This window comes from Bradyrhizobium sp. NP1 (genome assembly GCF_030378205.1).
Classification (GTDB): Bacteria; Pseudomonadota; Alphaproteobacteria; order Rhizobiales; family Xanthobacteraceae; genus Bradyrhizobium.
This window is the reverse complement of the sequence record NZ_CP127385.1, coordinates 1,549,862-1,571,308: the sequence shown is the minus strand read 5'-3', so window position 1 is coordinate 1,571,308 and position 21,447 is coordinate 1,549,862. Positions and strand designations below refer to the sequence as shown.

19 protein-coding genes are annotated in these 21,447 nt (G+C 65.9%); 14 read left to right on the top strand and 5 right to left on the bottom strand.

Annotated features, from left to right (window positions below):
- Window positions 1-3: 3 nt before the first annotated feature.
- Entirely contained in the window at window positions 4-864 is an 861-nt protein-coding gene (locus QOU61_RS07450) for a DMT family transporter (protein WP_289657470.1), read from the bottom strand.
- Window positions 865-1,044: 180 nt separating this feature from the next.
- Here QOU61_RS07450 and QOU61_RS07445 point away from each other — a divergent pair, with 180 nt between their 5' ends.
- Complete coding sequence (locus tag QOU61_RS07445; protein ID WP_289657469.1) at window positions 1,045-2,391, top strand: aminotransferase-like domain-containing protein; 1,347 nt, start codon at window positions 1,045-1,047, stop codon at window positions 2,389-2,391.
- 123 nt (window positions 2,392-2,514) lie between these two features.
- On the opposite strand, the gene QOU61_RS07440 is transcribed toward QOU61_RS07445, so the two are convergent.
- Together QOU61_RS07440 and QOU61_RS07435 are read right to left on the bottom strand one after the other, a co-directional pair.
- Complete coding sequence (locus QOU61_RS07440; protein ID WP_289657468.1) at window positions 2,515-3,054, bottom strand: DUF3617 domain-containing protein; 540 nt, start codon at window positions 3,052-3,054, stop codon at window positions 2,515-2,517.
- A 47-nt stretch (window positions 3,055-3,101) separates the two neighbouring features.
- A complete protein-coding gene (locus QOU61_RS07435; RefSeq protein WP_289657467.1) occupies window positions 3,102-3,401 on the bottom strand; it encodes a hypothetical protein in 300 nt (99 codons plus the stop codon).
- A 163-nt stretch (window positions 3,402-3,564) separates the two neighbouring features.
- On the opposite strand from QOU61_RS07435, the gene QOU61_RS07430 reads away from it, so the two are divergent.
- From QOU61_RS07430 to QOU61_RS07415, 4 genes are all read left to right on the top strand, one after another.
- Window positions 3,565-4,029 (top strand): hypothetical protein, encoded by a 465-nt coding sequence (locus tag QOU61_RS07430; RefSeq protein ID WP_289657466.1) that lies wholly within the window; start codon window positions 3,565-3,567, stop codon window positions 4,027-4,029.
- 117 nt (window positions 4,030-4,146) lie between these two features.
- Entirely contained in the window at window positions 4,147-4,881 is a 735-nt protein-coding gene (locus QOU61_RS07425; RefSeq protein WP_502876896.1) for a ribonuclease T2 family protein, read from the top strand.
- 107 nt (window positions 4,882-4,988) lie between these two features.
- Window positions 4,989-5,849: a 23S rRNA (adenine(2030)-N(6))-methyltransferase RlmJ gene (locus QOU61_RS07420; RefSeq protein WP_289657465.1), complete on the top strand. Its 861-nt coding sequence runs from the start codon at window positions 4,989-4,991 to the stop codon at window positions 5,847-5,849.
- 248 nt (window positions 5,850-6,097) lie between these two features.
- A complete protein-coding gene (locus QOU61_RS07415; protein WP_066502379.1) occupies window positions 6,098-6,313 on the top strand; it encodes a cold-shock protein in 216 nt (71 codons plus the stop codon).
- A gap of 188 nt (window positions 6,314-6,501) precedes the next feature.
- Here the strand turns inward: QOU61_RS07415 and QOU61_RS07410 are convergent, their stop codons facing one another.
- Window positions 6,502-7,143: an outer membrane protein gene (locus QOU61_RS07410; RefSeq protein ID WP_289657464.1), complete on the bottom strand. Its 642-nt coding sequence runs from the start codon at window positions 7,141-7,143 to the stop codon at window positions 6,502-6,504.
- A gap of 265 nt (window positions 7,144-7,408) precedes the next feature.
- Between QOU61_RS07410 and uvrC the strand changes: the two genes are divergently transcribed.
- A complete protein-coding gene (gene uvrC / locus QOU61_RS07405) occupies window positions 7,409-9,478 on the top strand; it encodes an excinuclease ABC subunit UvrC (RefSeq protein ID WP_289657463.1) in 2,070 nt (689 codons plus the stop codon).
- Window positions 9,479-9,685: 207 nt separating this feature from the next.
- Entirely contained in the window at window positions 9,686-15,142 is a 5,457-nt protein-coding gene (locus QOU61_RS07400) for a trifunctional serine/threonine-protein kinase/ATP-binding protein/sensor histidine kinase (protein WP_289661340.1), read from the top strand.
- 78 nt (window positions 15,143-15,220) lie between these two features.
- On the opposite strand, the gene QOU61_RS07395 is transcribed toward QOU61_RS07400, so the two are convergent.
- Window positions 15,221-15,694 (bottom strand): VOC family protein, encoded by a 474-nt coding sequence (locus QOU61_RS07395; RefSeq protein WP_289657462.1) that lies wholly within the window; start codon window positions 15,692-15,694, stop codon window positions 15,221-15,223.
- Window positions 15,695-15,963: 269 nt separating this feature from the next.
- On the opposite strand from QOU61_RS07395, the gene pgsA reads away from it, so the two are divergent.
- The 7 genes from pgsA (at window position 15,964) to QOU61_RS07360 (ending at window position 21,436) form a co-directional block, all read left to right on the top strand.
- Window positions 15,964-16,581 carry a CDP-diacylglycerol--glycerol-3-phosphate 3-phosphatidyltransferase gene (pgsA, locus tag QOU61_RS07390; protein WP_289657461.1) on the top strand — a complete coding sequence of 206 codons (618 nt, stop codon included), beginning with the start codon at window positions 15,964-15,966 and terminating at the stop codon, window positions 16,579-16,581.
- Complete coding sequence (gene moaD, locus QOU61_RS07385) at window positions 16,578-16,829, top strand: molybdopterin converting factor subunit 1 (RefSeq protein WP_289657460.1); 252 nt, start codon at window positions 16,578-16,580, stop codon at window positions 16,827-16,829. The genes pgsA and moaD overlap by 4 nt, the downstream gene beginning before the upstream one ends.
- 15 nt (window positions 16,830-16,844) lie before the next feature.
- The gene (locus QOU61_RS07380) at window positions 16,845-17,312 is read left to right on the top strand and encodes a molybdenum cofactor biosynthesis protein MoaE (protein ID WP_289657459.1); all 468 of its coding nucleotides are present in this window, start codon (window positions 16,845-16,847) and stop codon (window positions 17,310-17,312) included.
- Window positions 17,312-18,298, top strand: a complete 987-nt coding sequence (gene prmB, locus QOU61_RS07375; protein WP_289657458.1) for a 50S ribosomal protein L3 N(5)-glutamine methyltransferase — start codon at window positions 17,312-17,314, stop codon at window positions 18,296-18,298. Before QOU61_RS07380 ends, prmB begins: the two co-directional genes overlap by 1 nt.
- Before the next feature lie 88 nt (window positions 18,299-18,386).
- Entirely contained in the window at window positions 18,387-19,736 is a 1,350-nt protein-coding gene (gene aptA, locus QOU61_RS07370) for an omega-aminotransferase AptA (protein WP_289657457.1), read from the top strand.
- Between the two features lie 78 nt (window positions 19,737-19,814).
- Window positions 19,815-20,381: a phage holin family protein gene (locus QOU61_RS07365; RefSeq protein ID WP_289657456.1), complete on the top strand. Its 567-nt coding sequence runs from the start codon at window positions 19,815-19,817 to the stop codon at window positions 20,379-20,381.
- Window positions 20,381-21,436: a YihY/virulence factor BrkB family protein gene (locus QOU61_RS07360; protein ID WP_289657455.1), complete on the top strand. Its 1,056-nt coding sequence runs from the start codon at window positions 20,381-20,383 to the stop codon at window positions 21,434-21,436. Before QOU61_RS07365 ends, QOU61_RS07360 begins: the two co-directional genes overlap by 1 nt.
- The last annotated feature ends 11 nt before the right edge of the window (window positions 21,437-21,447 follow it).

Here is a 21,447-nt window from a genome sequence, read left to right as displayed (position 1 = left end):
CGATCAGGCGAAGCGCCTCGCGCCGGCCACGCAGAGGACGACCAGCCCGGTCACCGCGATCATCGTCCAGGCAACCGGTTCGCCGAGCAGCAGCCCCGCAAGCGCCAGCCCGAAGAACGGCTGCAGCAACTGGAGCTGGCCGACCCCGGCGATGCCGCCGATCGCCAGTCCCCGGTACCAGAACACGAAGCCGACCAGCATGCTGAAGACCGAGACATAGGCGAGCCCGAGCCAGGCCGGGCTGCCGATCCCGCTCCAGCCATCCGGCAGCGTCGCAAGCGCGAGTGCTGCCATGAGCGGAAGCGCGAGCACGAGCGCCCAGGAGATCACCTGCCAGCCGCCGAGCTGGCGCGCGAGGCGCGCTCCCTCCGCATAGCCGAGACCGCAGACCAGGATCGCGGCGACCATCAGCAGGTCGCCGGCCAGCGACGCGCGGCCGTTGTTGGCGAGTGCGAAGCCGACGACCAGGGCGGCGCCGCCGACGGAGAACAGCCAGAACGCCGGTTTCGGCCGCTCGCCGCCCCTGACGACGCCGAAGATCGCGGTCGCGAGCGGCAGCAGCCCGATGAACACGATCGATCGCGCGGAGGTGATGTGCTGGAGCGCGAGCGCCGTCAGCAGCGGGAAGCCGATCACCACGCCGAGCGCCACCACCGCGAGCGGGACGAGATCGCCCCGCTCCGGGCGCGCCTGGCGGAGCACGACCAGCAGGGCTGCGCCGAGCAGGGCCGCGATAACCGCGCGGGCCGAGGTCAAGAACAGCGGGGTGAAGCCGCCGACCGCAACCCGGGTCGCCGGCAGCGAGCCGCTGAAGATGACGACGCCGAGGAGGCCGCTGCCCCAGCCGTCCGTCGTGCGCTGCATGATGCTCTCCGTCGCGTTGCCTGCCGGCGATAGCGCAGCCGGGCTTGCGACAACAGCGACACACCAATACGGTACGACCGAACAGTATGGGCTACGGGAGCAATACAGTTGGCAAGTGGTGAGGCCACAGCCAGCGTCACTGCGGCGCGCGATGCGACTGCGACACGGACGGAGCAGGTCATGGCCGCGATCCGCCGGCGCATCGCGAGCCGCACGCTGGCGGCCGGCGAGAAGCTGCCCTCGATCCGCAAGTTCGCCCGCGACAGGCAGGTTTCGCCGTCGACCGTCGTGGAGGCCTATGATCGCCTCGCGGCGGAGGGCCTGATCCGCTCTCGTCCCGGCTCCGGCTTCTATGTCGCCGGTGCCCCGTCGCCGCTCGCGCTGACCGAGGTCGAGCCAAAGCTCGACCGCGCGATCGATCCGCTCTGGGTGTCGCGGCAGTCGCTCGATGGCGGACCCGAGATGCTGCGACCCGGGTGTGGCTGGCTGCCGTCCGCCTGGATGCCCATCGCTGCGATCCGGCGGGCGATCCGCGCGCTGGCCAAAGCCGACGACGCCGTGCTCGCCGACTACGGCGTCACGCGCGGATCGCTGGCGCTGCGCCGGCTGCTGGTCCGCCAGTTCGCCGCCGAGGGGATCGAGGCGGGGGCCGACCAGATCCTCCTGACCACGTCGGGCACGCGGGCGATCGACCTGCTCTGCCGCTTCCTGCTCAATCCGGGCGACACCGTGCTGGTCGACGACCCCTGCTACTTCAACTTCCAGGCACTGCTGCGAGCCCACCGGGCGAAGATCGTCAGCGTTCCCTACACGCCGACCGGCCCGGACATCGCGCTCTTCAACGCGGCGCTCGCGGCCCACCGCCCGCGGCTGTACGTGACCAACGCGGCCCTCCACAATCCGACCGGCGCGACGCTCGCGCCCCAGACCGCCCACCGCATCCTGACCGCGGCGGCAGCCCACGACCTCACCATCATCGAGGACGAGATCTTCGCCGACTTCGAGCCGGAGCCCTCCCCGCGGCTCGCCGCGCTCGACGGACTGTCCCGCGTGATCCGGATCGGCAGCTTCTCCAAGACGCTTTCGGCCTCGATACGCTGCGGCTACATCGTCGCCCGGCCGGACTGGATCGAGGGCCTCGTCGATCTCCAGGTGGCGACGAATTTCGGCGGGCCGAGCCCGGTTGCGGCCGAGCTCGTCTTCGGCACGCTCAGCGATGGCAGCTACCGCAAGCACCTGAGCGGCCTGCGCAGCCGGCTGGCGAAGCGGCGCCGCGAGATCATCGGCCAGCTCGAAGGGCTCGGCGTCCGCCCGTGGACGCTGCCGCGCGGCGGTTTCTATCTCTGGTGTCGCCTGCCTGACGGGCGGGACGCGGCCGAGGTTGCCAAAGCCGCGCTCCGCGAACGGGTCGTGCTCGCCCCGGGCAACGCCTTCAGCGTCACGCAGTCGGCCACCGATCTGATGCGCTTCAACGTGGCGCAGACGAACGCGCAGGCGCTGCGGATTCTCGGCCGATCACTCCGATGACATCGGTCACGGCCGGACTTCCGAACCAGAGCCACACTCGATCAATAAGTTGCTAGCGTCCTTTGATTCCGAAGTTCGCAAACGGGTATGCCGCATAATGATGCGAACTTCGGAATCGGCACACTAGTTCGATTTCGGCAGCAGGTTCTTCAGCTTCTCGGCGTCCTTGACGTTGATCTTGAAGCCGCCCGGCATCACCACGTCGCCCGGCTTCTGGTCGGGCTTGCAGGCGCCGAGCCATTTCGCCTCGATCGTGGTCAAATTGTCCTGCTGCGAGCCCGCGCGGTCGATATGCGAGGAGGTCTTCACGGTGTAGGCGGAGCTGAAGTCGCCCGTGATCTCGGCATGCGACGTCATCGACAGGCCGCCGACGCTGCAGACGGAATCGCTGACATAGCCGGTTGCGGTCTTCCTGACCTCCTGCTTGGAGCAGACCTGCTTGGCAAGCGGCGAGACCGCGTTGGTCATGTCCTTGTCGGTGGTCTCGTCGGTGCAGTGCTGCATCGTCATGTCGGGCGACTGCGAACCGACCTTGACGATCTTCATCTCCCAGAGGCCCGCCTTGCGCACCGGCATCTCGTCGCCGCGCGCCACGGACGCGCCGATCAGGGCGCAGCACGCCGCGCCGAGCGATAGACAAAACAAAGAAAGTTGCCGCGGCATGGCGCGCGCTCCCGTCTTGTTGTGGTGGATGCGTTCGGAGGTCGCCCTCAGTAGCGCGTGCGCAACGGCCTTTCGTCGGCGCCGTAGGGCACCCAGCGGCAGGAGAAGGAGATATAGCCGCCATATTGCGCATCGATGGCGAGGAACTTCGCCACCTTGCCGTAGCGCGCGCAATGGTCGGCTGCGATCTGGCGCGCATCCACCTGGGTCGCGAGCTCGTAGGCGATGATGCCACCGGTGTCGTTGCCCTTGACGGGCGGCACCCAGTTGAACAAGTCGGCTCGCGCCGGCGCCGCGGCCAACACCCCGCAGGCGACAGCCAGGCTCAAAGCCCCAATCAGTCTCATTCGCGACTCCTGTTTTGCGGCGCATCTTAGGGCCCATCGAAGGGCAAAAAAAGGCCGCCCCGCGGCTGGACTGCAGAGTGACGGCGAGTGTTGCCGCGCTGCACTTGACCCCGCCATCGCTTCACGGCACGGTCCGCTGACCGGATCATTGCTCGGATTGTCGATGCGCGACCTCGCTTTCGCCGTGAAGAAAACCGCCCTCGGCGCCGTGTTCGGCCTCGGCCTGCTCGCCGCGAGCCAGACCGCGCAGGCGGCCAATCCGCTGGAGCTCAATTTCGGCCTGACCGGCCCGAATTATGAAGGCCGTGTCGCGCCCTGCGAGAGGGCCATGGGCACCATCACCACCCAGTTCTGGGAAAAGGAAAGCTCCTTCTGGAATTCCTCCCTCAAGATCGCGGCTTACAGCAATATTCACGAAATCGCGTTCCGGCCCTGGCAGTCCGACAACATCCCGCGCCGCTACTGCGCCGGACAGGTCACGCTCAATGACGGCAAGGTGCACGGCATCTACTACTCGATCATCGAGGATGGCGGGTTTGCCGGCTACGACCAGGGGGTCGAGTGGTGCGTGACCGGGCTCGACCGCGACTGGGCCTATAACCCGGCCTGCCGGTCCGCCCGCCCCTGATTCTTTACCACCGTTGATGTCGATGCTTGCAGCGGTTGCTGCAACGCATGCATTTTTGTTCTTGAAATGTTCCGGTCGCCTGCTAGGTTTCCGATCATTTAGTCGAGAGGCGCCGTCATGTTTGGTTTGGTTGCGCGGACAGTTTCGCGGTCTTTGACCTGCTTTGCCATCACCCCCATCGTCCTGATCCTCGCTGTCTTGGTCCTCGCTGTCCTGGCAGCCGGCGGCACGTCGCCGGCAGCCGCACAGGATCGGCGGCAGAACGCGCCCGGCGAGTTCGATTTCTACGTGCTGTCGCTGTCCTGGTCGCCCTCCTTCTGCGAGGAGGCGGCGGAGCGCGGCAATGGCGGGCGATCACAGGCGCAATGCGGCGGGCGGCCGTTCTCCTTCGTGGTCCATGGCCTGTGGCCGCAATATGAGCGCGGTTTTCCCGAATATTGCCAGCAGCCCTCGCCGCGGCTTGCCCGCAACATCATGGTGTCGATGCTCGATTTGATGCCGGCGCCGGGCCTGATCTACAACGAATGGGACAAGCACGGCACCTGCTCGGGGCTCGGCGAGCGCGGTTATTTCGAAGCCGTCCGCAAGGCGCGCGCCGCCGTGAAGATCCCCGAGGACTTCCTGCAATTGTCCGAGCCGAAGACGGTGGCGCCCTCGGAGATCGAGGATGCCTTCATCAAGGTCAATCCGGGGCTCTCGCCCACGGCGATCTCGGTGACCTGCAATCGCTCGCGGCTCTCGGAAGTGCGCATCTGCCTCAGCAAGGAGCTGCAGTTCCGCGCCTGCGAGGAGATCGACCGCCGCGCCTGCCGCCGCGACCAGGTGACGATGCCGCCGATCCGCGGCGGCTAGGCTTCGTTTCCCGTCATTGCGAGCAATGCCAGCGGCAGGCAATCCATACTTCCGTGGCAAGATGGATTGCTTCGCTGCGTTCGCCATGACGTGCTAACTGCTGTCTCATGAACTACCGTCACGCCTTCCATGCCGGCAGCTTCGCCGACGTCATCAAGCACGTCGTGCTGGTGCGCATCCTGATCCATCTGCAGCAGAAGCCTGCCGCATTCCGCGTCATCGACACCCACGCCGGCGCAGGTCGTTACGACCTCACCGGCGAGGAGGCGCGGCGCAGCGGCGAGTGGCTGACCGGCATTGCACGGATCATGCAGGCGCGCTTTTCCGATTCCGCGCTGGCCGTGATCAAGCCCTATCTCGACATCGTCAGGGCCTTCAACCCGCAAGCCGCGCTTGCCGCCTATCCCGGCTCGCCGCTGATCGCCCGCGCGCTGCTGCGCCCGCAGGATCACCTCACCGCCTGCGAGATCGAACCGACCGCGCGCAAGCACCTGATCGAGGCGCTGCGCCGCGACGCGCAGGCGCGCATCGTCGACCTCGACGGCTGGACTGCGCTGCCCGCCTTCGTGCCGCCGAAGGAGCGGCGCGGCCTCGTGCTGATCGACCCGCCTTTCGAGGCCAAGGACGAGTTCGAACGCATGGCCGAGGGCTTCGCCGCGGCTTTCGCGAAATGGCCGACCGGCGTCTACCTGCTCTGGTATCCGGCCAAGAGCCGCCGCGCGACGGATGCGCTGGCGCGGCGCGTCGCCGAGGTCACAGCCAGCGTTCCGGGTGACGGAAAATGCCTGCGACTCGAGTTCAGCGTCGCGCCGCAAGGTGCCGGCACGGCGCTCGCTTCCACCGGTCTGCTCGTGGTCAATCCGCCCTGGACGCTGCAAGGCGAGTTGAAGACCATCCTGCCCGAACTGCAGAAGCCGCTCGGTCAGGGTGGCGCTGCTCGCTACCGGCTCGAAGTGCCCACACCTTAGGCGGCACTAAACCACGAAAAGCCGTAGTCAATTTGCGACGAACCGTATTATGCTGCCGCTGTGACTGGCTTTACGTTCCGCTTCCGCGAATGGTTGCGGCGGAGTGATGAAGGCCAAACAAAGATCCAGGCGAATCGGGACGTGAACCGATCCGCTCAAGGTGGCCAAGCTTTCCGGCAGTGAATGTCCGGTCTGGCCGTGGCGCGGTTACGTGTCGCGGCGGAGCAATGCGGGGGAGGAGTTTCCCGATGGCCATGACTGGAACGGTCAAGTTCTTCAATGGAGAACGCGGCTACGGCTTCATCAAGCCTGATGATGGCGGCCGTGACGTGTTCGTTCACATCACCGCCGTGGAGCGGGCGGGACTGAAGGACCTGACCGAAGGACAGCGCATCACGTTCGAGGTCGAACCGGACAAGAAGGGCAAGGGCCCCAAGGCGGTCAATCTCGTCGTGTCTTCCTGAGAGGGGTGCGCTGCGGCATGATGCAAAAGAGTGGATACCGGGTTTCCCGCGACTGACGCGCGTTTTGCGCCGAAGGCATCGTGCCGGACCAAACAGCTAAGGCGCGAGAATTTGAGTCATCGCGCTTTAGAAAAATCCCGGCCGCGTCGCGGCCGGGAGAGGGTGTGGTCGTACTTTTCTTCCTTGGATCAGAAGTGATAGTTCACGCCGGCGCGCACCACGCCGAAGCGATAACCGTTCTGCACGCCGGTGACGACGAACTGGCTCTCCGAGAGATCGACATAGAGATATTCGATCTTCGCGCTCCAGTTCTGGTTCAGGCCAAACTCGGCGCCGACGCCGCCGGTCCAGCCGGCGGTGACATGGGACTCCGAAAACCCGAAGGTCTGCCCGCGCAACTCACCGAAGGCGAGGCCGGCGGTGCCGTAGAACAGGATGTTGTTGAAGGCGTAGCCGGCGCGGCCGCGCACCGTGCCGAACCACGGGTTGGAGAACTTCCAGGGCGCGAAGGTGTCGTCGGCGCCGGTCGCCTGGATGTCGCCCTCGACGCCGAACACCCACGGACCGTTCTGCCAGTTGTAGCCTCCTTGCGCGCCGATCACGAAGCCGGACGGCTTGGCCGGGCTGTTGTCGACCGTGCCCCAGGCATAGCCGAGATTGCCGCCGAGATAGGGGCCGGCCCAGCTGTACATGTTGAGCGGCTGGTTCACGGTATAGGGCGCGCGCTGCCCGTAGTTGAAATCGGCCGCATCGGCCGAGGCGGCCCAACCCGCCAGCACGCCCGCACCCAAGGCAATCCTCAAGACACCCCTCGAGACGAACCTTGCCATCGCACTCTCCACGCAACGCACCGCAAGCCGCGGGTTGCGCGAGGGCGGCCGATCGGCCGCTCGCGAACCGCATGGTTACGGAATTCCAGTTTTTCGTGGGAAGATTTATCGAGAGTTTTAAGTTAAAGGCTTGTTAAGGGCGGTTACCGCCCGCTCATCAGTCTTAAGGACGCGTTACCAGCGGGCCGCCGCGCGGCGTTTTCGCGCCGAAATCGAGGCGATCCGGTCGCTGGCGACGCACCGTGCAAGCACCTAAATTCGCGCCATGGCTCACGATTCTCCCGATCAGCCGAAGGCCCCCGGCCCGCGGAAGGCAGGACGCGGTTCCGAACCGGAAATGGCGGCCGATGCCCCGGCCGGCGACATCGATCCCGCGACCGCCGCTGCGGAAGAGGACGACGAGGCACGGCTGCCCGATCCCGTGGAGGAGCCGTTGGAGGCGGTCGCCGAGGGCCCGCTCGCGGCTGGACACGCCGCGATCGAGAACGCCGTGCGGCTGGCGCCGACCTCGCCCGGCGTCTACCGCATGCTGAACGCGGCGAACGACGTGCTCTATGTCGGCAAGGCCAAGAACGTCAAAAAGCGGCTTTCGTCCTACGCGCGGGTGAACGCGCCGCAGCCGGCGCGCATCCTGCGCATGATCGCCGCCACCGTCGCGGTCGAAATCGTCTCGACCACCACCGAGACCGAGGCGCTGCTGCTCGAGGCCAACCTGATCAAGCAGCTGCGGCCGCGCTTCAACGTGCAGCTGCGCGACGACAAGTCGTTCCCCTATATCCTGATCACTGGCGATCACTGGGCGCCGCAGATCCTCAAGCACCGCGGCGCGCAGACGCGGCCCGGGCGCTATTTCGGCCCGTTTGCGTCCGCCGGCGCGGTCAACCGCACCATCACGGCGCTGCAGCGCGCGTTCCTGATCCGCTCCTGCACCGATTCGTTTTTCGAAAGCCGCAGCAGGCCCTGTCTGCTCTACCAGATCCGCCGCTGCTCCGGCCCCTGCACGCAGGAGATCGACTTTCGCGGCTATACCGAGCTGGTGCGCGAGGCGACCGACTTCCTGTCCGGCCGCAGCGACCTCGTGAAGCAGGAGCTGGCGGCCGAGATGGAGAAGGCCTCCGGCGATCTCGAATTCGAGACCGCCGCGCTCTATCGCGACCGCCTCGCAGCGCTCTCGGCGATCCAGTCGCAGCAGGGCATCAATCCGCGCACCGTGGAGGAAGCCGACGTGTTCGCCATCCACCAGGAGGGCGGCTATTCCTGCGTCGAGGTGTTCTTCTTCCGCACCGGGCAGAACTGGGGCAACCGCGCCTATTTCCCGCGCGCGGAGAAATCCTTCACGCCGGAAGAGGTGCTGTCGTCGTTCCTGGCGCAGTTCTACGACGACAAGCCGCCGCCGAAACTGATCCTGCTGTCGCACGGAATCGAGGAAGCCGAGCTGCTTGCGGATGCGCTGTCGGTCAAGGCCGGCCACAAGGTCGAGGTGTCCACACCCAAGCGCGGCGAGAAGAAGGAGCTGGTCGCGCACGCACTGACCAATGCGCGCGAGGCTTTGGGCCGCAAGCTCGCGGATACCGCGACCCAGGGCCGCCTGTTGCAGGCGCTCGCCACGACGCTGGTGCTGCCGGATGCGCCGAAGCGCATCGAGGTCTACGACAACAGCCATATCCAGGGCACCAACGCCGTCGGCGCCATGATCGTGGCGGGCCCCGACGGCTTCATCAAGAACCAGTACCGCAAGTTCAACATCAAGTCCGAAGGGCTGACGCCCGGCGACGACTACGCCATGATGCGCGAGGTGCTGCAGCGGCGCTTCAAGCGACTGTTGAAACCCGCGGAGGGCGAGGCATCCCCTCCGAAGGCGGATGATGATTCATTTCCGCAATGGCCCGACCTCGTCATCATCGACGGCGGCCGCGGGCAGTTGAGCGCCGCGAAGGAAATCCTCGACGGGCTCGGACTCCCGCAGGTCTCGCTGCTCGCGGTCGCCAAGGGACCGGACCGCGACGCCGGCCGCGAGACGCTGTTCATCCCGGGCCGCGAGGCGATCAAGCTCGAGCCGCGCGATCCCGTGCTCTATTTCATCCAGCGGCTGCGCGACGAGGCGCACCGCTTCGTCATCGGTTCGCATCGCAAGCTGCGCAAGAAGGACATCCGCGAAGCGGGCCTGCAGGAAATCCCCGGCATCGGCCCATCGCGCAAGCGCGCGCTGCTGCACCATTTCGGCACGCTGAAGGAAATCGAGCGCGCCTCGATCGCCGATCTCGGCAAGGTGCCCGGCGTCAGCGCCGAAAGCGCCCGCAAGATTTTCGAGTTCTTCCACCCGCAGCCGAACTAGCAGGGCGCGGACTCACCTTCCACCCGGTGCTCGTGCCTGGTGTCCCTCTCGTCAACATTCAGCCTTAATGGGCAACCGGTCGTGATATGATCGGCGCCTGTTTCCGGATTGACGAGCGACAGCAAACGTAACCTAATCGATATACGAAAGCAGTCCTCCTGGCGGGAGGCCCTCGTGAAGGAACTCTCCAGCTACGTATTTTCGCCGCTGCGGGAGGGAGACATCGCTCTCTACCGGGGCTGCGGCAACGGCTTGCCCCCGATCCTGCTTGTTGCCACGGAAGAAACGTCTCCCGGTTGCGTTGAGCGACTTGAACACGAATACGCGCTCAAGCGCGAACTCGACGCGGACTGGGCGGCGCGGCCGGTCGCGCTGACGCGCTACGACGACCGCTTGACGCTGGTGCTTGAGGATCCCGGCGGTGTGACGCTCGATCGACTGCTTGGCCGCCCCCTCGAGTGCTTGCAATTCCTGCGCATCGCGATCCCGCTCGCGGGAGCGCTCCGCCGAATGCATGAGCGCGGCGTGATCCATAAAGACATCAAGCCGGCAAATATCCTCATGGACGCGACAGGCGGCGGCGTGTGGCTGACGGGATTCGGCATTGCCTCGCGTCTGCCGCGCGAGCGCCAGGCCCCTGCCCCGCCGGAGGTGATCGCGGGAACGCTCGCCTACATGGCGCCGGAACAGACCGGCAGGATGAACCGCTCCGTGGACTACCGGAGCGATCTCTATGCTCTGGGTGTCACCCTCTACGAAATGCTGACGGGGCAACTTCCTTTCACCGCCGCCGATCCGATGGAGTGGGTGCACTGCCATGTCGCGCGGCAACCGGTGCCGCCCAATGAGCGCGTCGCGGGCATACCGGACCCGCTCTCGGCGATCGTGACCAAGCTGCTCGCCAAGACCGCCGAGGAACGCTATCAAACCGCTGCCGGCGTCGAGGCCGATCTGCGGCGCTGTCTGACGGAGTGGGAGGCCAGCGGCCGCATCAAGCCATTTCCGCCCGGCTTGCGCGACCACTCGGACCGGCTGCTGATCCCGGAGAAGCTCTACGGCCGTGAGCGCGAGATCGCCGCGTTGCTCGCTTCCTTCGACCGGGTGGTGGCGAGCGGCGCCACCGAGCTTGTGCTCGTGTCCGGATATTCCGGCATCGGCAAGTCCGCCGTCGTCCACGAGCTGCACAAGGCGCTGGTGCCGCCGCGCGGCCTGTTCGCCGCGGGCAAGTTCGACCAATACAAGCGCGACATCCCGTATTCGACACTGGTCCAGGCGTTTCAGAGCCTGGTGCGGCCCCTTCTCGGCAAGAGCGAGGCCAGGTTGGCGAGGTGGCGCGAAACACTTCTGGAGGCCCTGGGTCCCAATGGCCGGCTCATGGTCGACCTCGTCCCTGAGCTGAAGCTCATCATCGGTGACCAGCCGCCCGTCCCTGAGCTTCCGCCGCAGGACGCGCAGCGACGTTTCCAGCTGGTGTTTCGGCGGTTCATCGGCGTTTTCGCCCGGCCGGAACATCCGCTGGCGCTCTTCCTCGACGATCTTCAATGGCTCGACGCGGCGACGCTCGACCTGATCGAGGATCTCCTGACCCGGTCGGATCTGCAGCACTTCATGCTGATCGGCGCATATCGCAACAACGAAGTCGATGCCCTCCATCCGCTGAGGCAAAGGCTCGATGCCGTGAAGAACGCCGGCGCCAAGGTGGCGGAGATCACGCTGGCGCCGCTCGCCCAGGAGCATCTCGGGCAGCTGATCGCGGATGCGCTTCGCTGCGAGCCGGAGCGCGCGGCGTCGCTCGCGCAACTGGTGCGCGAGAAGACGGGCGGAAATCCGTTCTTCGCCATTCAGTTCGCCTCTTCGCTCGCCGAAGAGGGAATGCTGGTCTTCGACCACGGTGCCGCGCGCTGGTCGTGGGATCTCGACCGCATTCACGCCAAGGGTTACACCGACAACGTCGTGGGCCTGATGGTCGGGAAGCTCACCCGCCTGCCGGCGGACACGCAGAATGCGTTGCGGCTCCTGGCCTGCCTCGGAAACAGCGCCGAGATCGCGAGGCTCTCGATCGTCCTCGACAGGTCGCAGGAAGGGGTTGACGCGGCGCTGTGGCCGGCCGTGCAACAGGAATTGGTCGAGCGCCTGGGGGGCGCCTACCGGTTCGCCCACGATCGCGTTCAGGAAGCGGCCTATTCGTTGATCCCGGAGCAACTGCGCGGCGAGGCGCACCTTCAGATCGGGAGGCGGCTCGCGGCACACATCCCTCCCGAGAAGCGGGAGGAGGCAATCTTCGACATCGTTAGTCAGCTCGACCGCGGCGTGTCGTTGATCACCTCCGGAGACGAGCGCGAGCAGCTGGCCCAGTTCAATCTGCTCGCGGGCAAGCGCGCCAAGGCGTCTACCGCCTACGCCTCGGCGCTGACATATCTGGTCACCGGCGCGACGCTGCTGCCGGAAGACGCCTGGGAGCGCCGCCACAAGTTGGCCTTCGAGCTGGAGCTGCTCCGGGCCGAATGCGAGTTTGTCACCGGCGCGATGGCCGCCGCGGAAGAGCGGTTGAAAGGGCTTTCCACCCACGCCGCAAATACGGTGGAACGCGCTGCGGTCGCCTGCCTGCACATTGATCTGTACACGACTCTCGCTCAGAGCAGCCGCGCCATTGCCGTCGGGCTCGATTATCTCCGGCATCTGGGTATCGAATGGTCGCCGCACCCGACAGACGGGGATGTGCGACGTGAATACGATCGGATCTGGTCGCAGCTCGGCAGCCGCTCGATCGAGGATATGCTTGAGCTGCCCTTGATGACTGATCCAGCATCCCTCGCGACGATCGACGTCTTGACGAAGGTTGCGCCGGCTGCACTCACGCTTATGGAAGCAAATTTTCACGCCCTCGCCATATGCTGGGCGGCGAACCTCAGCCTCGAGCGTGGTAACAGCGACGGTTCATGCGACATCTATGTGAGGCTTGGCTTCATCGCGGGTGACCGGTTCGGCGATTACAAGGCCGGATCCCGCTTCGGCAAGGTCGGATGCGAGCTGCTCGAACGACGCGGGTTGAAGCGTTTCCAGGCCCGGACCTATTTGCTGTTCGCGCATTACCTGATCCCATATACCCAGCATGTCCGGGCCGCACGTGATCTGCTGCAGCGCGGGTTCGAAGTCGCGAACAAGATCGGCGATCTGGTTTTTGTGGCTTTGTACGGCGGCTTGTATCTGATCGAGAATCTTCTCGCATCGGGAGAGCCGCTCAGCGAGGTGCAGGGCGAGATCGAGCGTGGCCTCGCTTTTGCGCAGAAGGCGCAGCTGGTAAACGTCGTTTCGATCATCCGATCGCACCTCGAGCTCGTCCGGACGCTGCGCGGCTTGACGCGGAAATTCGGCTCCTTCGACGAAGACGAGTTCGGCGACGCCCGGCTCGCCGGAAACCCGAACGCGGCGCTTGCCGATTGGCTGTACTGGATGCGGAGGGTGCAGGCGCACTTTCATGCCGGCGACTACGCCTCGGCCATCGAGGCGTCAACGAGGGCGCAACGGCATACGCCGTCGGGGTATATTTGCCAGGTCGCCGATCTTCGCTTCTACAGCGCTTTGTCGCATGCCGCGGTTTGTGACACCTCCTCCGACCAGCGGGACGCGCATTTCGCAGCGCTGTCCGCCCATCACCGGCAACTCGGGATCTGGGCCGAGCAATGCCCGGAGAACTTCGAAAACCGCGCCGCGCTGGTCGCAGCCGAGATCGCCCGGCTGGAAGGCCGTGACCTCGATGCCATGCGGCTCTATCAACAGGGCATCCGCTCTGCCCGCGTCAATGGCTTCGTCCAAAACGAGGCGCTCGCCTACGAACTTGCTGCGCGCTTCTACGCGTCCCGCGGCTTCGATGAAATAGCGCATCTCTACCTGCGAAACGCCCGGTACGGCTACCTGCGGTGGGGAGCCGATGGCAAGGTGCGGCAGCTCGATGAGATCCATCCGCAGCTCCGCAAGGACGAGCTGGCGCCCGCTCCAACGAGCACGATCGGAACGTCCGTCGAACGGCTGGATGTCGGCACGGTGCTCAAGGCCGCCCAGGCAGTGTCCGGCGAGATCGTCCTTGGTGAGCTCATCAAGACGCTGCTGCGGATCGCGATCGAGCATGCCGGCGCCGAGCGGGGCCTGCTCATCCTGTTCCCGGGCGACGAGCCACGGGTCGCGGCGGAAGCGACGACCGGCCGCGGCCAGATTGAGGTCAGGCTGCGCCAGACCGACGCCTCACCAGCCGAGCTTCCCGAGTCCGTGCTTCACACCGTGATTCGGACGCGGCAAAGCGTGATCCTTGATGACGCCTCGGCGCATAATCCATTCCCGGCGGACGAGTACATCCTCCAGAAGCATGCACGGTCGGTGCTCTGCCTGCCCCTGGTGAAACAGGCCAAGCTGATCGGGGTGCTCTATCTCGAGAACAATTTGGCATCGCACGTCTTCACGTCCTCCCGGATCTCGGTGCTGGAATTGCTGGCATCTCAAGCGGCGATCTCGCTGGAGAACGCCCGTCTGTACAGCGATCTCCATGAGCGGGAGGCCAGGATCCGCCGCCTCGTTGACTCCAACATCATCGGGGTCGTGATCTGGGATGTTCATGGCCGGATCGTCGATGCGAACCAGGCTTTTCTCGACATCGTCGGACATGTCCGGGAAGATCTCGTCTCGGGTCGGCTGCGATGGACAGAACTGACGCCGGCCGAATGGCGCGACGCCGACGAACAGGCCATCACAGAGCTGAAGGCGGCCGGAACCCTTCAACCGCGTGAAAAGGAGTACCTTCGCAAGGATGGCAGCCGTGTGCCGGTTCTGGTCGCCCGCGCGCTTTTCGAGTCGAAACCGGACGAAGGGGTTTCCTTCGTCATCGACATGACCGACCGCAAGCGCGCGGAAGAGAAGCTGCGCGCCAGCGAACAGCGCCTGCTCGATGCCCAGATGGAGCTCGCGCGCGTAACGCGCGTGACGACGCTGGGCGAACTGACAGCTTCCATCGCCCATGAAGTGAACCAGCCGCTCGCCGCCGTCGTCAGTGCCGGGACGGCCTGCCTGAGCTGGCTCAATGGCGGCACGCCCAACCTGGACGAAGCGCGCAGCGCGGTGGGCTGGATTATCAAGGAAGGCAATCGCGCGAGCGAGGTGATCCGGCGCGTCCGGGCGCTCGCGAACAAGACCGATATCGAGACGGCGCCGCTCGACGTCAACGACGTCGTCAGGGAGTCCATCGCGCTGATGCGGCGTGAGTTGATCAGCTATCGGGTATCCCTGCGAATGGAGCTGGCGCCCGCTCTACCCAGGGTGCTTGGCGACCGGGTCCAACTGCAGCAGGTGATCATCAACCTGGTGATGAATGGCATTGAAGCCATGCAATCCGTGACGGATCGGCCGCGCGAGCTGGTGGTCCGATCAGGCCAGGACGAAGCAGGTCAAGCGCTCGTCAGTGTGGCGGATTGCGGCGTCGGGATCGCCGCCGAGAATGTTGACCGGCTGTTCAACGCCTTCTTCACCACCAAATCCAGCGGCATGGGAATGGGACTTTCGATCTGCCGTTCGATCATGGAAGCCCATGGTGGCAGGCTGTGGGCCACGGCAAACGCGCCCCGCGGTGCCACGTTTCAGTTCACCCTGCCGGTGGACGCAGAAACGGTATCGTGAGCCGCGCACGAAAGCGGTCGAAGGAAGCGGCGGCGCGTCCAAGCACGCCCAGCCTGGTCGGTGCAAAACCGGTGCGGCCTATGGCAACCGACTGAGCGTCTTCAGCCCCGACGCCTTGTCCCATTCTTCCGACGTCATCGCCTTGACCGTCTGGCCGAAGGTCCAGATGTGCCCCTCGGGATCGACCGCGGAGTAGACGCGGTCGCCGTAGAACTGGGTTTCGGGCTCGCGCAGGATGCGGGCGCCGGCCTGGCGTGCCCGCGCGCAATGCGCGTCGATCTCGCCCATCTCGGGTGAAAGGTGCAGATGCACGGTCTGGGTGTTTTTACCCTGCAGCGACGCCGGGCTCCTGTGGTTTTCCGACCATTCGCTGCCGATCATGACGACGCCGTCGCCGAACCGCATTTCGGAATGAGCCAGATTGCTGTCGGCGTCGAGGATGACCATATACGGTTCCAGCCCGAATGCCTGCTCGAGCCAGCGCAGCGCGCCCTTGGGATCGCAGTAACTGAGGGCCGAGGAGACCGCGGGACGACGATCCGGGGCGTGCATGGCGCTTTCCCTTAACATTAACGACCGGCCCAAACAGAATTGGAGATATGCGTCAACGATGTGACATCGGACATTCAAGTCGCCGCGCCCGGCGTATAAAACGGGGCGGCGCGCTCGATCCGGTCCCTGGAATCGCGGTCCGGCCGGAGGCCCCTGGATCGCGGTTTTCGGCGGGCGTGAAGGGGTTTCGCGTCAATTTGCACCCTTTCCAGCGGATCGTGTAAGCCCCACGGTTGACCTTCGCGCGCCAGCGGTATTGGTAAGACGGAATGAACATCGCCACGACACCCGGAACGGCGAAAAGCTCGCTGTCCATCCCCAATATGCTGACCTACGCCAGGATCGCGGCCATCCCGGTCGTGGTCGGTTGCATCTATGTGCAGTCGATCATGGACGGCCCCTTGTGGCTGCGCTGGGTTGCGGTCGCGGTCTTCATCGCCGCCGGGGTCACCGACTATCTCGACGGCTACTATGCGCGGATCTGGAACCAACAATCGGCGTTCGGCCGGATGCTCGATCCGATCGCCGACAAGCTCCTGGTCGCCTCCTGCCTGCTCATGCTGGCCGCCGACGGCATCATCCATGGCTGGTCGCTGTGGGCAGCCATCGTGATCCTGTGCCGCGAGATCCTGGTATCGGGCCTGCGCGAATATCTCGCCGCGCTGCGCGTCAGCGTGCCCGTGACCAAGCTCGCGAAATGGAAGACCACGATCCAGCTGGTGGCAATCGGCTTCCTGCTCGCCGGCGAGGCCGGCGACCTGGTGGTTCCCGTGGTGACGCAGATCGGCCTGCTGCTGCTGTGGGCATCCGCGATCTTCACGATCTATACCGGCTACGACTATTTCCGCGCCGGCATCCATCACCTCACCAAGGAGGACGAAGGATGAAGGTGAAGTATTTCGCCTGGGTGCGCGAGCGCGTCGGCAAGGCGGAAGAAACCATCGAGCCGCCGGCGAGCGTGCGCACGGTGGAAGAACTGATGGCGTGGCTGACGCAGCGCGGCGAGTCCTATGCCCATGCGTTCGAGACGCCGCGGGTGATTCGCGCCGCTATCGACCATGCCCATGTCAGGTCCGACGCCGCGATCTCGGGCGCGCGCGAGATCGCGTTCTTCCCGCCGATGACCGGCGGGTAGTCCTCGCGGCTCGCGATGCCCATCCCCCTCACCATCCGCATCCAGCAGGACGATTTCGACACCGCGCGCGAAATCGCGAAGCTGAGCGAGGGTCGCACCGATATCGGCGCGGTCGTGAGCTTTTCCGGCATCTGCCGCGGCAGCGACGATGGCCGCCAGATCGCTGCCCTCGTGCTCGAGCATTATCCCGAAATGGCGGAAGCGGAGATCCGCCGCCATGTCGAGGAGGCGATCGGGCGCTGGCCGCTCGACGGCGTCACGGTGATCCACCGCTTCGGTCGCATCCGGCCCGGCGAGAACATCGTGCTGGTGGTCACCGCATCCTCGCACCGCCAGGCCGCGTTCGAGGCCGCCGAATTCCTGATGGATTACCTGAAGACCAGTGCGCCGTTCTGGAAGCGCGAGGAGAGCGCGGCGGGAGCGCAGTGGGTCGAAGCCCGCGCCCATGACGATGCGGCGGCTGAGCGCTGGACCAAGCCCTGATGGCCAGGCGCGCCGGGACCACCGCCAGCAAAGGCAAGGCCGCGCGCGCGTCCCGCCGCGGCATCGCCGTGGCCCGGCCCGGACGCGGCGAACTCGTCACGCTGCTCGACTACGTCCGCTATGCGGTGAGCCGCTTCGTTGCGGCAAAGCTCGTGTTCGCCCACGGCACCACCGATCCCGTCGCCGAAGCGGCGTTCCTGGTCTGCGAGGCGCTGCATCTGCACCCCGACCAGTTCGAGGGCTTTGCCGCCGCGCGTGTCACCGCGGCCGAAGGCAAGACCATCCTCGACCTGGTCGAGCGCCGCATCGCGACCCGCAAGCCCGCAGCCTATCTGGTCAACAAGATCTATATGCGCGGGCTTGCCTTCTATGTCGACGAGCGCGTGATCGTGCCACGCTCCTTCATCGGCGAACTGCTGGCTTCGCATTTCTCCGGAGAGGACGCCTCGCTGATCGAGGACCCGGAGCAAATCGAAAGCGTGCTTGACCTCTGCACCGGCTCGGGCTGCCTTGCGGTGCTCGCGAGCCGGCATTTTCCCAATGCGCGGATCGACGCGGTCGACATTTCCGCCGACGCGCTCGACGTCGCCGCCCGCAACGTCGCCGATCACGGTCTTGGCGACCGCATCATGCTGCATCGCGGCGATCTCTTCGCGCCTCTTTCCGACAAACGCTACGACCTGATCATCTCCAACCCGCCCTATGTCGATGCCGACGGCATGGCAAGCCTGCCCCGCGAATGCCGCGCCGAGCCGAAGCTGGCCTTCGACGGCGGCGCCGACGGGCTTGATATCGTCAGGCGCATCCTGGACGAGGCGGCAAGCCATCTCGCGCCCGGCGGCGGGTTGCTATGCGAGATCGGGCGCGGCCGCGAGCAGCTCGACGCCGCCCGCCCCGATTTGCCGCTGCTGTGGCTCGACACCGAGGATTCCCAGGGCGAAGTGTTCTGGATCGGCGAAAACGACATTGCGGGCGGGCGGTCATAATATCGCGGGGGCGTGCGTTCCCGTCGCGCGTCGAAACTGGTAGCCTCCGCGCGAGCCAGTCCTTTCAGCAGATGTCGAAGAGGCCGCCATGCTAGACAAGAGCCTTCGCCCCAACCCCGTCAACGTGCCGAACGACCTTGCGGCGCACTGGATGCCGTTCACCGCGAACCGGGCCTTCAAGAAGCAGCCGCGACTGCTCGCCGGCTCCAAGGACATGCATTACATCACCGTCGACGGCCGCAAGATCATCGACGCCGCCGCCGGCATGTGGTGCTGCAATGCCGGCCACGGCCGCAGCCAGATCGCACAGGCGATCGCCAAGCAGGCGGCAGAGCTCGACTACGCGCCGCCGTTCCAATACGGCATCCCGCAGGCCTTCGAGCTGGCCAGCCGCATCGCCGAGCTCGCGCCCGATGGCCTCGATCACGTCTTCTTCTGCAATTCCGGATCGGAAGCGGCCGACACCGCGCTGAAGATCGCGCTCGCTTTTCACCAGCTCAAGGGTCAGGGTTCGCGCATCCGCCTGCTCGGCCGCGAGCGCGGCTATCACGGCGTCGGCTTTGGCGGCACCGCGGTCGGCGGCATCGTCAACAACCGCAAGATGTTTGGTGCGCTGCTGACCGGCGTCGATCACCTGCCCACGACCTATGACCGCGAGAAGCAGGCCTTCACCAAGGGCGAGCCGGAATATGGCGCGCATTTCGCCGACGAGCTCGAGCGTCTCGTCAACCTGCACGGCGCCAACACCATCGCCGCCGTGATGGTCGAGCCGATGGCGGGATCGACCGGCGTGCTGCCGCCGCCCAAGGGCTACCTGAAGCGGCTGCGCGAGATCACGCAGAAGCACGGCATCCTCCTGATCTTCGACGAGGTCATCACCGGCTATGGCCGGCTCGGCTATGCCTTCGCCGCGGAGCGCTATGGCGTGCTGCCCGACATGATCACCTTCGCCAAGGGCGTCACCAATGGCGCAGCCCCCATGGGCGGCGTGATCGTGCGCGACACCATCCATGATGCCTTCATGAACGGCCCCGAATACGCGGTCGAGCTGACCCACGGCTACACCTATTCGGCCCATCCGCTCGCCTGCGCCGCGGGGCTCGCCACACTGGACATCTATCGCGACGAAAAGCTGTTCGAGCGGGCGCGGGCGCTGGAGCCGAAATTCGCCGACGCGGTGATGACGCTGAAGGGCCAGCCCAACGTGGTCGACATCCGCACCATCGGGCTGACCGCCGGCATCGACCTCGCGCCGCGCGGCCCGGATCTTGTCGGCAAGCGCGGCTATGACGCGATGGTCTCGGGCTTCCACGACCACGACCTGATGGTGCGGATCGCCGGCGATACGCTGGCGCTGACCCCGCCGCTGATCGTCAGCGAAGACCAGATCGGCGAGATCGTCGACAAGGTCGGCAAGGTGATCCGCGCGGTCGCGTAAGCCGCGCGGAACATTCCAAACCACGCCACGTTCATCCACCGCGGATGCATGCCGCATCCGTGGTGGAGGAAATCCGGCATGCTGGCGCCACCGGGCGATCTGTTGCGGGTCGGGCTCTCGCTCAAGCTCAATCAGATCAGGCGGGCGGCTCGCGCCTACCTGCAGGATCGAACAGACCAGGCGACGTCGGCGCTGACCGGATATGCTGTCGCAGCCGGGTTGCTGGTCGTGGCGGCAAGCTTTGCCATTGCCGCCTTTTTTGTCGGCGCGACGGCGCTGTTCCGGTGGGTCGAGATCACCTACGGAATGTTCTGGGCATTCGGCGCGGTCGGCGGATCGTTGCTGTTGCTTGCCGCGCTCTGCGCCGCCTTCGCGCTGGTCAGCCTGAGACGGCCGCGACGGCGCGTTGCGACACTGGCGACACGCCTTGCCGCCGCGGTCACGGCGAATCCACTTCGATCCGAGGACGCGTCGCGTGATACGGCGTCCGGCATCCCGGTGACACCCTCGCCACCGCTCAGTCCGGAAACGCGCCGGCGCAGGGCCGCGCGCGGCCGCGGCACCCTGGCGGTGCCCGTGATCGCCGCGGCAACGCTGGTCGGCCTCCTGATGATGCGACGGCGACCGCCGCGGATCGACCGGTGATGGCGGCCCCGCGATCCGGGCCGGCAGGCGACCTGCTTCTGGTCGCCACAACCGCCATCCTGATCCTGAGCCTGCAGCGCTATTTTCGTGCCCCGGCGGCGTCCGTCGCCGCCTTGCCTGCCGCTAGCAGCGGAACCAATATCCCGGCCGCTGAGCCCGGCAACCATCCGGTCGTCGCCACGCGCCTCCGGCGGATTTCCTGGCCGGTCTGGAAGGATATCCTTCAACGAAGCCTTGAACGGATGAGCGGAGACCGCCTGCTGGCGACCGCGGCCGGTGTCGTCTTCTACGGCCTGCTCGCGATCTTTCCCGCCGTCACTGCGCTCGTCTCCTCCTATGCACTGTTTGCCGATCCCTCGACGATCTCAGACAATCTGCACACGCTGGCGCTGATGCTGCCGGAAGGCTCGTTCGCGATCGTGCAGGATCAGGTCGCCCGCGTGCTTGCGAAGGGCAGCGCCTCGCTCGGCATCACCTTCCTGTTCGGCCTGATGTTCGCGATCTGGAGCGCCAATGCCGGCGTGAAGGCCATCATCGACGCCATCAACGTGGCCTATGAGGCACGCGAACAACGCAGCTTCATCCGATTGAACCTGGTGTCGCTCGCCTTCACGATCGGCGCCATCGTCGCGATGCTGTTGATGGTGAGCGCGGTGATCGCCTTCCCGCTGCTGCTCGACCGGCTTGGGCTCGAGCCCGAGAGCCAGCTGATCGTCAGCCTGGGCCGCTGGCCGCTTCTGTTCATCGTCCTCCTGGTCGGGCTTGGGCTGCTGTACCGGTTCGGACCGAGCCGCAAGCCCACCCGACGGCAATGGCTGAGCGTCGGCGCGGTGAGCGCGGCCCTGCTCTGGATCGGCGGGTCAGCGCTGTTGTCCTGGTACCTGTCGAATTTCGGCGACTACGACGCGACCTACGGATCCCTCGGCGCCGCCATCGGCCTGATGATGTGGATGTGGATGTCGGCCATCATCTTGCTGTTCGGGGCGGAGCTCAACTCGGAGATCGAGCGTCACACCCTGCCCGACGCCCGGACTGCGCGAGCCCAGGCCGCGTGAGACGGCGACGG